This window comes from Jeotgalicoccus huakuii (assembly GCF_036665975.1).
GTDB lineage: Bacteria > Bacillota > Bacilli > Staphylococcales > Salinicoccaceae > Jeotgalicoccus > Jeotgalicoccus marinus.
Genome location: NZ_JAVIYN010000027.1, coordinates 1 through 13,016, shown reverse-complemented (window position 1 = coordinate 13,016; position 13,016 = coordinate 1). Strand labels below are relative to the sequence as shown.

13 protein-coding genes are annotated in these 13,016 nt (G+C 35.6%); 1 reads left to right on the top strand and 12 read right to left on the bottom strand.

All coding sequences use genetic code 11. The annotated features are described in order from the left end of the window. Positions 1 to 202 precede the first annotated feature (202 nt). From V6E76_RS11285 to V6E76_RS11260, 6 genes are all read right to left on the bottom strand, one after another. Positions 203 to 1,399, bottom strand: coding sequence for an LPXTG cell wall anchor domain-containing protein (locus V6E76_RS11285; RefSeq protein WP_247352996.1), 1,197 nt, complete (start codon positions 1,397 to 1,399; stop codon positions 203 to 205). Positions 1,400 to 1,549: 150 nt separating this feature from the next. Next, on the bottom strand, positions 1,550 to 2,386 hold the full coding sequence (locus tag V6E76_RS11280; RefSeq protein ID WP_247352993.1) for a MurR/RpiR family transcriptional regulator: 837 nt from the start codon (positions 2,384 to 2,386) through the stop codon (positions 1,550 to 1,552). A 135-nt stretch (positions 2,387 to 2,521) separates the two neighbouring features. Further along, entirely contained in the window at positions 2,522 to 3,985 is a 1,464-nt protein-coding gene (locus tag V6E76_RS11275; protein ID WP_247352992.1) for a GH32 C-terminal domain-containing protein, read from the bottom strand. Positions 3,986 to 4,007: 22 nt separating this feature from the next. Continuing rightward, the gene (gene tatC, locus V6E76_RS11270; protein ID WP_499797814.1) at positions 4,008 to 4,772 is read right to left on the bottom strand and encodes a twin-arginine translocase subunit TatC; all 765 of its coding nucleotides are present in this window, start codon (positions 4,770 to 4,772) and stop codon (positions 4,008 to 4,010) included. 35 nt (positions 4,773 to 4,807) lie between these two features. Then, on the bottom strand, positions 4,808 to 5,035 hold the full coding sequence (locus tag V6E76_RS11265) for a twin-arginine translocase TatA/TatE family subunit (protein WP_166627103.1): 228 nt from the start codon (positions 5,033 to 5,035) through the stop codon (positions 4,808 to 4,810). Between the two features lie 42 nt (positions 5,036 to 5,077). After that, entirely contained in the window at positions 5,078 to 5,710 is a 633-nt protein-coding gene (locus V6E76_RS11260) for a redox-sensing transcriptional repressor Rex (RefSeq protein WP_166627098.1), read from the bottom strand. Positions 5,711 to 5,834: 124 nt separating this feature from the next. Here V6E76_RS11260 and V6E76_RS11255 point away from each other — a divergent pair, with 124 nt between their 5' ends. Beyond that, positions 5,835 to 7,748 carry an ABC-F family ATP-binding cassette domain-containing protein gene (locus tag V6E76_RS11255; protein WP_166627099.1) on the top strand — a complete coding sequence of 638 codons (1,914 nt, stop codon included), beginning with the start codon at positions 5,835 to 5,837 and terminating at the stop codon, positions 7,746 to 7,748. A gap of 459 nt (positions 7,749 to 8,207) precedes the next feature. On the opposite strand, the gene V6E76_RS11250 is transcribed toward V6E76_RS11255, so the two are convergent. The 6 genes from V6E76_RS11250 to tsaE all read right to left on the bottom strand — a co-directional run bounded on the left by V6E76_RS11250 (position 8,208) and on the right by tsaE (position 12,915). Further along, positions 8,208 to 8,642 carry a VOC family protein gene (locus V6E76_RS11250; RefSeq protein ID WP_198687989.1) on the bottom strand — a complete coding sequence of 145 codons (435 nt, stop codon included), beginning with the start codon at positions 8,640 to 8,642 and terminating at the stop codon, positions 8,208 to 8,210. Between the two features lie 45 nt (positions 8,643 to 8,687). Continuing rightward, a complete protein-coding gene (gene abc-f, locus V6E76_RS11245; RefSeq protein WP_247352982.1) occupies positions 8,688 to 10,139 on the bottom strand; it encodes a ribosomal protection-like ABC-F family protein in 1,452 nt (483 codons plus the stop codon). 249 nt (positions 10,140 to 10,388) lie between these two features. Further along, a complete protein-coding gene (tsaD, locus tag V6E76_RS11240; protein ID WP_026867293.1) occupies positions 10,389 to 11,417 on the bottom strand; it encodes a tRNA (adenosine(37)-N6)-threonylcarbamoyltransferase complex transferase subunit TsaD in 1,029 nt (342 codons plus the stop codon). Then, positions 11,410 to 11,835 carry a ribosomal protein S18-alanine N-acetyltransferase gene (gene rimI, locus V6E76_RS11235; RefSeq protein WP_051220556.1) on the bottom strand — a complete coding sequence of 142 codons (426 nt, stop codon included), beginning with the start codon at positions 11,833 to 11,835 and terminating at the stop codon, positions 11,410 to 11,412. Before rimI ends, tsaD begins: the two co-directional genes overlap by 8 nt. Before the next feature lie 5 nt (positions 11,836 to 11,840). Further along, positions 11,841 to 12,473: a tRNA (adenosine(37)-N6)-threonylcarbamoyltransferase complex dimerization subunit type 1 TsaB gene (gene tsaB, locus V6E76_RS11230; RefSeq protein WP_247352980.1), complete on the bottom strand. Its 633-nt coding sequence runs from the start codon at positions 12,471 to 12,473 to the stop codon at positions 11,841 to 11,843. Continuing rightward, entirely contained in the window at positions 12,454 to 12,915 is a 462-nt protein-coding gene (gene tsaE / locus V6E76_RS11225; RefSeq protein ID WP_247352978.1) for a tRNA (adenosine(37)-N6)-threonylcarbamoyltransferase complex ATPase subunit type 1 TsaE, read from the bottom strand. Before tsaE ends, tsaB begins: the two co-directional genes overlap by 20 nt. Between the last annotated feature and the right edge of the window lie 101 nt (positions 12,916 to 13,016).

Here is a 13,016-nt window from a genome sequence, read left to right as displayed (position 1 = left end):
TTGCTCATTACTTCAGCTTCGTTTATTTTTCGAAGCGTACCTAGCCCATTACCTCAGCTTCGTTTTTACTTCGAAGCGAATCTAACTCATTACTTCAGCTTCGTTTTTATTTCGAAGCGCACCTAACTCGTTACATCAGATATTTTCTACCTAACCAAATAAAAAACATGCCTCCTATTATCTAGAAGGCATGCCGTGATATTTAACTATTTGTTTTAAGTAGTTTTGATGAGAGCACTAAGCCTGCGCCTAAAAGTGATAGGATTCCTACGATAACGAAGTTAGAATTACTTGATTCTCCTGTGTTTGGTAGCTCTTCTCTTTCACTTTCAGCTGTAACTTCTTCGGCTTTAATCTTCTCTTCAATTTCTAATTTGTCTGCTTCAGTTAAATCTTTTTCTTCAATGATTTTTGATGACATCACTCGTGACACTCGTTTATCTAATGTCGAAATATCTTTTTCAATCGTTTCACTTTCTAATGTTATCCCTCGTAAGATATCACCATAATCATAACGATACAGTTTTTTCGGTTTTGATACTGCTGACTGTTCTGATGAACTTTCTTCTACTTCAGCCGCTTCATTTGGTCTTTCCATTTCTGATTCATTATCACTGTTTTCAGTATCTACTGCTTCTTCAGAAGCATTACCAGCGTTTTCTTCTTCTGGGTAAGTTGATGAATTACTCTCTTGATTATTGTTCTGATTTGGTTCCTGACCTTCACCTAAATCATTGTTTTCTGTGTACTCTGGTAAATCAGTTTCTGTACCTTCATCTGTCTGGTTACCGGGTGAGCTAACGTCCGCTTCACCTTGATTCTCTTCTGAACCTTGTTGTTCTTGATTTGAATCTTCTTCAAAATTTCCATTCGATCCTTCATCAATGTTAGTGTCTTCTTCAGATGGGGTCTCAATTGGTACTTCTGTACCGTCTTCACTATCATCAACTGGTGGTGTGGTATCATTTCCTTCACCATCATCGTTAGGATCAGCTGGTTCTAGTATTGGTGCATCATTTTCTGTTTCTTCTGCGCCAGAATCATTAGTTGTGTCATTTTCCGTTTCACCTGAACCTGAATCATCAGTCATTTCTTCTTCTGTTTGTTCTGGCTGACCATTTGTTTCTACATCCTCTGATCCTTCACTATCAGTCTCACTAGCATTACTTTCTACTTCTTCGTTATTAAAAGTTTGAGTCTGTGGCGTTTCGACTTCTTCTTCTTGAGTCTCTTCAACTGGTTCTTCAGTTTCTTGTTCTACTGATTCATCCAAACCACTTTCAACAGGATCTGTATTTTCATCTATTTCCTCATCAGCAAAAGCAATGTTAGGGATTAATATTGTCGTCAGCACTAATGCAGAGGCCAATTTCATTTTTTTAATTTTACGAGTTTGCATTTCTCATCCCTCCATATACTTTGACTATGCTTTATAACTTTTTCAACTTAAATATGTCACATAAAATTATAAGGGAATGAATACAGAAATACTATAAAATTTAGAATATGTTACAGAACCTTAATATCTGCGTATTATAATGTAATTTTCTTAATGTGTAACATCATATGTGTTGATTATAGTCTGATATGCCGAGGTTCCTAGCGCTTTACAGACATAGAAGAATAACACATCACATATCACCAATTGAGCGATTCTACTCGTCATATTCATGTATTGAATATTCGTTTCTTCTTCAGTAATTTCGATTGCTAAATCTGAATTTCTCTTAGCAACTGATGAATGATTTTGCGTCAGTATAATTGTAAAGACACCTAGCTTTTTAGCTAATTTAACAATTTCAATTACTTCCTGTGTCTTACCTGATAAAGTAATCACAAAAAGGACATCATCTTTTTTAGCATTTGTTAAGCGTGTCATACAAAGGTATTTGTCTGCAGTAAAAAAGGCATTGATATTCACTCTATGTAATTTTTGTTCGATATCGTGGCCAACGTTTGCTGAATCACCCACACCAAAAATGAATGTATTTGTCGCTTTTGAAATATGTTCAGCAGTTTCAATCATCTTTTTACGGCTGACAATTTTTTCTGTATTGTATAGGGCTTGAATGGTATTTTTAAATACCTTATCAAAAATTTCAGCATGATTATCATCTTCTAGTTCAATCACTCGTGAAATTTTTTCCTTATCTAAGGTATGCAATTCTTTAGCAAGTTCAACTTTTAATTCTTTGATACCCCGAAGACCAATTCTTTTAGCAAACCTAACTATGGCGGCATCACTTGTGTCCGAACTTTTCGCAATTTCTTTTACAGGCATATTGATAACCTTGTTAGGGTTGGTCAGCATAAAATCCGCAATTCTTTGTTCTACTGGCGTCATATATTCTAAGCGTTTGTTAATTTGGCTAAGTACAGAAAACATTTGTATACACCTCATTTAGCAGACTTTTTCTTTTAATTTTTCAATATTATGGTGTAATTATAGCACTCTAACGAAATAAATGTTACATAAATATATGCTATTATCTGTAATTATCTTATTTTTCTTTCTATTTCATTATGTTCGGCTAGTTAATGAATACTGCATGAGCTGGACATGACAGTCTCCGTACTCTGTAACAAATTCCACACCTTTAGCATCATGACTTGGAAATATTCTAGATGTCATCGTGTATTTTCCATCGTTCACGAATACTTCGATTGAAGAGTGATCCATAAAGATTCTTAAACTATCTAAAGGTTCTTCTAGTTCAACACTTCTCGTGGTTCCATCAACATTCTCAATCGTTTCTCCAGAAAATGTACGATCTAGGGTCAGAACGCCTTCTGTACTATCGTATGTTAATTTTGTTTCATGACGTGAATTTTTTCGTAAATAGATATGTAATATCGAAGCGTTATTTTCTAAAATATCGACGATTAACTCATAGACCTCCCCGTAGAAATCCGTCAATTTTGCTGGATATTCTCTGAAGTAGCCTTCAGCAGTAATAGCTTCACCCCGTAACTTTTCAAGTGCTGGGTGTGGTATTTGTATCAATCGATCATTCTCAACTTCTAATATTCTTGGAATCGTCAACGCACCTGTTGTTTCATCTTCTCTAGACGGATAGCTACTCTCTTCTGCACCCATCCAAGCTATTAACACTCTATTTCCATCCTCATCAAGCGTTGTTACAGGCCGGTAAAAATCGAAACCTCTATCGAATTCATAGAACTCATCATGTATAAAATAATTGCCTTCTCTTTGAAAATCTCCAATCATATAGCCTGACTGATAGATATTCCAAAAATGATGTCCAAACTTATCTAAGCCTCTAGCATTAAAGATAAAGACTGAATCCATGTCTAGATCAAAGAATTCCGGACTTTCCCACAAATAACCGAAGGCCTTGTAGCCAGTATCTAATATACCATCGAACTTTAAGTCCTCAACTGAAGGTCCTCTGTATACTGCTACTCGCCCGAATTCTTCATCATTCATGGTGCCTATAAACATAACGACTTCCCGGTCGATGACCGTTAAATAAGGATTTCTAAAGAATTCTTTTGTCATTGCTGGAGAATTTCTTAATAAGGGCGCTGGATACTTCTGAATCTTGCCATCCGTATTCATATAGCCACCAAGCTGAGTGACAAGTGTCGTATCATTTTTCACGCGTTCCCCAGTGTAAAAGTACGATACTTCATTAAATATTTTCGATAAACTACCACCGTGAATACTATGTTCATCATATAAACTACCTGGTCTAACTTTGACACCTTCATTGTGAAAATGAACTAAGTCCTTAGAAGTCACATGATATATGTATTTGTAGTCTGGTGTTTCTACAAGACGACTATCAGGTGACCACTCATAAAATAAATGGTAGATACCGTTTATATAATTAAAACCAGTCGGGGCACCTAAAAAACCAAACGGTGGCTGAACATGATATACGGACTGCCACTTCGATTCACTCGCCGTTTTAATCAGCTGATCCGTTTCTGTACGTGTCAATTCTTCTAGCTTTTTTGGCATATCTGTTCACTCGCCTCCCGTTTTATTTTAATTCATCTTCTAAGAGTTGTTGTTCTGCTTTTAAATATCTTCGGTAACCGACTTTAGATACATATATGCTAATTTCGTAGAGGATAATCATCGGTACTGTTAATAATAAATGCGTCATAAAGTCTGGCGGTGCAATTAAAGCAGCCAGTACAAACATAATGAAGTATGCATACTTCCTATTTTGTTTTAAGAACATTGGTGTAATGATACCAAGTTGGGTTAAGAATAGTACTACGACTGGCAGTTGGAAAATAACGCCAAATGGTAGTACGGTTCTAAATAGAAAACCAAAATATTCACTAATTCCTATAGTCGTTTCTATACCCATTTCAAGGGATAGTTCAAATGTAAATTGAATAATATATGGTACAACTATAAAGTATGAAAAAGCCATACCGATTAACATCAACACCATGGCTATTGGAATGTATAGCAAGGTCACTTTTCGTTCTTTCTCATACAATCCCGGTGCAATAAATGCCCAGAGTTGGTACAAGATTACTGGTAAGATAATTATGAATGCAATAATAATGATAACAACTAAGTATATTTTTAATGGATCCGTAACCTGAAATGCATGCATTTGAATATTTTCTGTCCAGGGTGCATTTTGCATTTGATTTATTAAAGGTTTAGATAAGAAAAAACCTATAAATAGAGCGGCAACAAAGAAGTACATTGCAATCAATATACGTTTTCTCAATTCATCAAAATGCTCTGTAAAATCTCTTTCTTCATCTACCAATTTAGCTTTCACCTCTTTAAAAAGAGGCGGCTTTCGCCACCCCTAGTTTAAGCTTCTGATTCAATTTTCTTTGGTTCTTCTTTTTTGCTTACTGCGCTATCGTCTTTTTTGACTTTGTCATCTTCTTCGTCATCTTCAGCAAGCCCTTTAGTTGCATCTTTAAACTCTTTTAAAGTAGACCCTACTGCACGTCCAAATTGTGGTAACTTTTTCGGTCCAAAAATAATTAATGCAACCACTGCGATAACAATCAAGCTAACTGGAGTTACAGCCATTAATGTATTTGGTAAAAGAACATCTATCATATTATACCCCTCCTATTTAATCTTCATTTGGAAAAATAATGCCTGGAGTTCAACACCAAGATCAATACTATGTACTGTGACGTCAGGACTAACGTTCAATCGAATCGGTGTAAAGTTTAAAATTCCTTTTATACCAGCCGCTTCAAGTCGTTCCGCTGTTTCTTGTCCCGCTTCCATAGGTACAGTCATAATTGCGACTTCAACATTTTCTTGGTTGATTATTTGCTCCATATCATTGACATGAAAAATCTCAATATCATTTATAGTTTTACCTACAAGTGATTCATTACTGTCAAAAGCACCAACTACGTTCATTTTATCATGAATGTTGGCAAATTTGTAGTTCAACAGTGCACTACCAAGATTCCCTGCCCCAGCTAAAATTACATTTTTTACATCGTTGCCTTGAATATGTTCCATGAAGAATTTTAAAAGACTTCCGATATTATAGCCGTATCCTTTTCTACCCAATTCTCCAAAGTAGGAAAAATCACGGCGGATGGTTGCCGAATCAATATCTAGGGCTTCACTAATTTCTCTCGATGATACTCTGTCATTACCATTATGTTCTTCTTGCTTAAAATAACGGTAATAGAGAGGTAGTCTTTTCATAGTTGCATTAGGAATTTTCTTCTTGTTCGCCATTCCTTTCACCTCTGTATGTCTATTCTCCACATTATAACATAATCTATATCTGCTGACACCGCTATATCTAGTCGAATTTTGTCCATTTTTCATGTAAAATTAAATAGGAAACGAGGTATTTAATATGATTCTTTTACAATTAGGAAATGTCTCTAAGGCATATGGTACAAATACTATTTTTGAACATATAGATTTAGAAATAAAATCTGGTGAAACTTTGGGTATCGTTGGTAAAAATGGTGCAGGTAAAAGTACCTTGATGAAAGTTATGGCCGGCGAATTAACCTATGATACAGGCACATTGAGTATGCCAAAACATGTAAACATGGGTTATTTATCACAACAGATGACTTTGGAGTCAGATGAAAGTGTTTATAATGAAATGCAAAAGCCATTTGCTCACATATTAAAAATGCAAAAAGATATGGAGCATATTGCAACATGGTTGAGTGAACATGATAATTCAGAAGCTGACTATGATGAGCAATTGAAGCGCTATGAAAGTATTCAGCTAGAATTCGAGCGACTGGACGGCTATACAATTGATGCTCAAATTAAAGCTGTTTTAATAGGTTTAAATTTTACAGAGGCTGATTTAAACAGGAAAGTCGCTGAGTTTTCAGGTGGTCAAAAAACACGTTTAGCTCTAGGTAAGATGCTTTTGAATCAACCTGACCTCCTACTGTTAGACGAACCAACTAACCACTTAGACATGTCTACAGTCGAATGGCTAGAACAATATATTAAAACTTATTCTGGGGCTATCGTCATTATTTCTCACGACCGCTACTTCTTAGACAAAACAGTGGATAAGATTTTTGAAGTCGAATTACAGCGTGGCACGCTTTACCATACAAATTACACTAACTATGTTAAAGAAAAAGAGAAGAACTACAGGTTACAAATGAAACAGTACGAAAGAGAACAGGGTGAAATTAAGCGTTTAGAAACCTTTATCGATAAAAATATTGCCCGCGCCTCTACTTCAGGTATGGCAAAAGATAGAAGAAAGAAACTTGAGATGATGGACAAGATGGATAGACCATACATCGACCGTTCGAGTGCGGACTTCCAGTTTACGATTAAAAAGGAAAGCGGTAATGATGTACTCCGTCTAAAAGATGTTGCGATTGGCTACAAGGACCACGTCTTAAGAGATCAACTCAGTTTTAATGTTGATAAAGGCGAAAGACTGGGTATTCTTGGCCCCAATGGTATTGGTAAATCTACACTGGCTAAGACGATTGCAAAATTAATCCCTAAATTAAAAGGTGAAATTCAATATGGGACAAATGTTTCAATTGGATACTATGATCAAAAACAGGCTGAATTTACATCTGTAAACACCGTCTTAGAAGAACTGTGGAGTGCATATCCGCATATGAAGGAAAGCGATGTTAGAAAGATACTCGGCCGCTTCCTCTTTACTCAAGATGAGGTAAAAAAACAAGTCAATGACCTAAGTGGTGGAGAAAAAGCGAGAATACAGCTCGCTAAACTGATGCTTGAAGAAAACAATTTACTGATTCTAGATGAACCAACGAACCACCTAGACATAGACAGTAAAGAAGTGTTGGAAAGTGCCTTAGCGAATTTTGAAGGTACGATTATATTCGTTTCACATGACCGTTACTTTATCGATAAGATTGCCAGTAAAGTATTAGAAATAGAAGTGGATAAAGTACTGTTGGTAGACGGCGACTATAGTTATTTCACACATAAGAAAAAAGAATTGGAATTTACTAATCAAGGTGTGGTCGACGCACCAAAAGCAGATACAGGTGTTGACTACCAAGCTCAAAAACAAAGAAGAAATGATCTTAAGAAAATTAAGCGAAAGAGTCAAGAACTTGAAAAGGAAATACAAGAATTAGAAAGCGAGCTCACTGCAATTGAAGACAAACTTGTCGCTCCCGAAGTTTTTAATGACTATGAAAAAGCCCAAGAATTAAATGAACGGCTCCTTGAAATCAATGCTCGTATTGAGAAGAGTATGGAAGAATGGGAAGAAGCAGAAGAAAAATTAGCTGAGCTTTAGATTTTTGAATGAACGACTACCACCTATTTTATGAAGAGTGGTAGTCGTTTTTTTCGAGTTCCGGCTATCTGGATTGCTGCCCTTCGATTTCTTTTCGAGTTCCAACTCGCTCCTACTCTCCCCATATTCATACATATTGTTAAGAGGATTTAACCGTATGTTCGATTTCAATATACACAAAATGGAAGATGAGTTTTCCACAATCATAATGCTATATTATCAACAATTCATTGATTTTATCCACAAAAAATTATGTTTTCAACATAGTTATGCACAGATTAATACACAAATACGACAGTTTTACCCACAACTTATGCACACTTTGTGGACAAAACGTATGTTCTCTATAGAACAGTCTATAGGCCGGCCAAACGTATTATGAACTGAATATGTGTTCGTAAAGTCATAAATGAAAAAGAAAAAAGCATGCTCTTTAAAAGAACATGCTTATATACATTTCTATTCTCCGTTAAACATCCACTCAACACCATATGGATCTTTGACCCCACCAAAATGTGACGACCATTCAGTCGGACCGAGTTCCATTGTTACTTCAAAACCTGCTTCGACTGCTTTGTTGTAAAAGTCTGTAATTGTCTGTACTTCCGCTTCGTTACTTGAATCGAAGGTAAAAACGTTGATGGCACCTGAGTTGTCGATTTCCTTTTGCCCCCAAGTTGAACTTACCATAAAGGGCTGGTCTAAAATCTTAAATGATGCATTCATCACAAATGTTTCAGCCTCTTCTTCAGTCATTCCCATTTGATCTAAGTTTTCTTTAAACATTGGATCAGACGCTAAAGCTGTTTCAACTTCTGTTGCCCCGAAATTTTCTTCATAAAATTTTAAAGCACCTAACGCATCCGCAAAGTTAAAGTACTGGACATTTTTAATCTTCGACTCACTCCTTAAATAATTTTACATTACTACATACCCGTTTTAGCGAACTTCTACTAAGTTTTGATTTTCAATTTTATAAACATAATCAGCGATTCTGTTAACAAAATATTTATCATGTGAGGTCAAAATAATTGTACCTTTATAGCCCTTAATGAATTTCTCCAATGCCTCAATCGTTTTAATATCGATAAAGTTCGTTGGTTCATCCATAATAATCACATTGGAAGGTTCGACAAACATGAGTGCTAAGGACACTTTTGTAGCTTCTCCTCCACTTAGCTTGTTCACTGGTTTTATTGTTTCATCGATAGTAAAACCTAAATTAATTAATATCGCTCTAATTTTATCTGCAGTGAGTGTAGATTTGGCTAGTAGGAAGTCTAAGACAGAGGTATTGCCCTGTAATTTATAATCCATCTGTTTGTAAAATCCAAATTTTATTTTAGGAGATAGCTCAAACCCTTCCTCGTCATGTATTAACTCATTTAGGAAACTCGATTTCCCAGAACCATTGCTTCCAGTTATTGCTATGGTTGCTCCTAGTGGAAATTGAAAATTAACCTGATCTAGAAGTAATCGATCTCCCCTAGAAATAGATACATCTCTTCCCATAATCGGAAATTTGTTATGCATTTCTAAGTCTTTTGAAAGAGGGAATTGAATGTCTTTACTCTCCATCCGCGATGATGTTTCTTTTAACTGACTCAACCTGCTCTCCATGGCTTTAACTGCCTTAAAAGCTTGTTTTTGTACAGTATCTTTTTGTTTGGAACTTGATAGTCGATCCGGTTTAATATCATTTCCTTTAGCTTTTCCAGCCAATTTCTCTGCCTTCTGAGCTTTTTTGTCGATCGCAGCTTCGAGCCTTGCTTTTTCCTTAACCGTTTTTTCATGTTCGTGAGCTTGCTCTAGTGCTTTTTTTTCTTTTGTCTCTAAATAATCATCATAATTCCCATTGAATTCTCTTATCGTACCATCTGAGATTTCCCAAACTTTTGTTGCCAACTGATTTATAAAATATCGATCATGGCTTACAAATATTAAAGTACCGTAATAGTATCTCAATTCATCTAAAAGATAGTCTATGCTTTCACTATCCAGATGTGTTGTCGGTTCATCTAGTAATAGTCCTAATTGATATGTCGAAAGGGCTTTAACAATTCTAAATTTAGTTTGTTCTCCTCCGCTCATACCCTCATTCTCTGGAACATTTAAGCGGCTTAGCATCTCAAAGTCCATATCATTATCACTTTGATAATTAGTGTCTTCAATTTGTTTAAAATAGTTAAAGTCGTTTTCTCTTTGAACTTCCCCAGTATATTCTTCTAATTCACCTGCAAGTAGTTTTAGCAAAGTTGATTTTCCTGTACCGTTTTTACCAACAATTGCAATTCGATCATTAATATAGGCTGATAAATCATCGATATCAAAGATATCCTTATTGCCAAAACTAACTGATATATCTTTTAATCTTATTGTTAAAGTATTCATTATAATTTGCACTCCTTATGAGCTTGCAAACTATATTTAGGTCATAAAAAAAGACAGCTTTAAGCTGTCTTTACCGTACTATAAAATGTGTTAAAAATAGGCATACTACTCCCATGTAATATAGTTTGGACAAGACTTTTGAATTATTTAATTATTGATTCAAAATTGTTGTCCAAATACGTGGGATTCCCATTTCTGTCACTCCTTAAAATTATTTATACTCATTATAACAAAATTTACACTAAATTTCTAGGTCGTAAATTCATAAGCCTCTATATCTATAAAACTTCTACCGTTTAGGGTAAGGTCTGCTCTGTGGTCTTTTGTATATAAATGATAAGCTGCAGCACCAATCATTGCAGCATTGTCCGTACAAAATTTTAGGGCAGGAATGTGTAAAGCTATACCATTCTCCTCACTCAGTTCAGAAAAACGCTGACGAATCTCACTATTTCCAGCTACCCCACCTGCAATGACTAGATTTTTTACCTTATACGCTTTTAAGCTTTTGAAGGTCTTATCTGTTAAAACATCCACGACACTTTTTTGAAAGCTTGCCGCTACATCATTTTTATTGACTTCTAAACCTTTTTGTCGATAATTATGAAGTTTGTTTATGACAGCCGACTTCAAACCTGAAAAACTAAAATCGTAAGTATCTTCCTTCATTAAACCTCTGGGGAAATCAAAGGTGTCTTCCCCAGTTTGAGCAAGTTTATCGATATGTGGTCCGCCTGGATACGGTAAATCAATCACTCTGGCGACCTTATCGAAAGCTTCCCCCACTGCATCGTCTCTAGTTTCCCCGATGATTTCAAAAGAAAAATGATCTTTCATATAAACAAGCTCTGTATGGCCACCTGAAATTACCAATGAGACGAGTGGAAACTGTAGTGGTTGTTCGAGCTGACTTGCGTAAATATGACCAGCAATGTGATGAACTGGGATTAATGGGAGGTCATGAACGAAGGCATAAGTTTTCGCAGCATTAATACCGATTAATAAGGCACCAATTAAACCCGGACCTTCTGTTACAGCCACAGCATCTAGGTCACTTGGTTCTAGTTCTGCTTCATCCATTGCAAGCTCTATTACCTTAGTAATGGACTCAACGTGATGTCTTGAAGCAACTTCAGGCACAACGCCTCCAAATCTCTTATGACTCTCTATTTGACTGACGACAACATTAGATAGTATTTCATTACCATTTAAAATGACACTCGCAGCAGTTTCATCACAGCTTGTTTCAATTGCTAGTATCTTCACATCTTTACTCATCAATATTCACCCACATCACGTGTGCATCAAGCCCTTCTCCATAATAATTTTTACGTACGCCACCATAGTTAAAACCACTTTTTTCATACAGCGTTAAAGCGGGTGTATTGTCTACTCTAACTTCCAAGGAAATCGTATCTGCCTGACCTCTAACAAATTCCTTGATATGTTCCATTAAAAGATGGCTATAGCCCTTACCACGCATCGATTTTTTGATAGCAACTGTCGTAATTTGACACTGATCAATGACCAACCAGATACCAGTATAACCCACAATTTCATCATCTATTTCTAGGATAAAATAGTGTGCAAATTGATTCATAACTAGTTCCCTCGTATATGCCTCAATTGTCCAAGTCGTATCTTTAAATGCTTCTTCTTCTATCTTAATTACAGTATTTAAATCTTCAAGCTGCATTTTTCTTATTGCTGGTTGTCCTGCCAATTTCTTTCCGCCTCCGAGATACGTAAATAATCAGGGGTAAACGCATCAACATCTTCTTCCCTTAACATATTATTATATTGTTCTACACATGCAATTCTAGGTCCAACGTCGACAAATTCGCTTATATGAATTGATCGCTTCTCATCACCATTTAAAAAATAAGTTGATGCCTTATCATCTATGAATGTTTTATATTCTGGTTCGTTAACAATCTTAACTTCACTGTTTTTAAAGTCATATGTTGCAGTAAAGACACTTTCACGTCTAGCGTCTATAAGGGCTGTTACAGGACCCTCAATTCTTTCTGATGCTGCAAGTACAAAGAGCGAAGATACAGAGTACAGTGGGATATTTAAGCCTTTTGCTAGCATCTTAGCAACAGTAGCTGCAATTCTTATACCTGTATAAGAACCTGGTCCCCTTGCAACAATCACACGGTCTATATCTTGCTTCTTAATATCTCCAATATTTAAGAGTTTATTGATATTTTCTAATAGAGTTTCAGAATGTGTTTTTTTAAAATTCGTATTGATTTCCGCAACGAGTTTACCATCACGGTTAAGTGCTACAGATAAGGCCTGATTTGATGTATCAATCAATAAACTGATCATGAACTTCACCTGCTATTCTAATATTATTATCACCCGTCGCATTCATGACTAAGTTTCTTCTATTATCATTTCCATATGATAGCTCTAGTGATATATACTCATTCGGTAGATATTCTTCAATAAATTGTGGCCACTCAACTATGGCAATATCATTGTCATTAAAGTATTCATCAAAACCTAAATCCTCATCACTATCTTCTAAACGATAACAATCCATGTGATGAATTTTATACTTCCCATTATATGATTTAATAATGTTAAATGTGGGCGATGTCATATGTCGCTTAACACCTAGGGCTTTTCCTAAAAATTGGGTAAAGGTTGTTTTTCCACTTCCTAAATCACCACTTAACAATATAACAGTTCCAGGATCTATCTCCTCAGAAAATGCTTTTGCGAAACGTTCAGTATCAGATAAAGCATTAAGTTCAAAAGTATACATCAAAGATCTCCTTAAAGGATTTATTATTCATTATAATACAAAAAAAGAGACCTCGGAAGGTCTCAATGCGGCTCATCGCATCCATATATTTATATGTATTT

Excerpts from the sequence above, each read along its gene's own strand:
- V6E76_RS11285 (WP_247352996.1), bottom strand. The coding sequence starts at position 1,399 with ATGCAAACTCGTAAAATTAAAAAAATGAAATTGGCCTCTGCATTAGTG.
- V6E76_RS11280 (WP_247352993.1), bottom strand. The coding sequence starts at position 2,386 with ATGTTTTCTGTACTTAGCCAAATTAACAAACGCTTAGAATATATGACG.
- V6E76_RS11275 (WP_247352992.1), bottom strand. The coding sequence starts at position 3,985 with ATGCCAAAAAAGCTAGAAGAATTGACACGTACAGAAACGGATCAGCTG.
- V6E76_RS11265 (WP_166627103.1), bottom strand. The coding sequence starts at position 5,035 with ATGGCTGTAACTCCAGTTAGCTTGATTGTTATCGCAGTGGTTGCATTA.
- V6E76_RS11260 (WP_166627098.1), bottom strand. The coding sequence starts at position 5,710 with ATGGCGAACAAGAAGAAAATTCCTAATGCAACTATGAAAAGACTACCT.
- V6E76_RS11255 (WP_166627099.1), top strand. The coding sequence starts at position 5,835 with ATGATTCTTTTACAATTAGGAAATGTCTCTAAGGCATATGGTACAAAT.
- abc-f (WP_247352982.1), bottom strand. The coding sequence starts at position 10,139 with ATGAATACTTTAACAATAAGATTAAAAGATATATCAGTTAGTTTTGGC.
- tsaD (WP_026867293.1), bottom strand. The coding sequence starts at position 11,417 with ATGAGTAAAGATGTGAAGATACTAGCAATTGAAACAAGCTGTGATGAA.
- rimI (WP_051220556.1), bottom strand. The coding sequence starts at position 11,835 with ATGCAGCTTGAAGATTTAAATACTGTAATTAAGATAGAAGAAGAAGCA.
- tsaB (WP_247352980.1), bottom strand. The coding sequence starts at position 12,473 with ATGATCAGTTTATTGATTGATACATCAAATCAGGCCTTATCTGTAGCA.
- tsaE (WP_247352978.1), bottom strand. The coding sequence starts at position 12,915 with ATGTATACTTTTGAACTTAATGCTTTATCTGATACTGAACGTTTCGCA.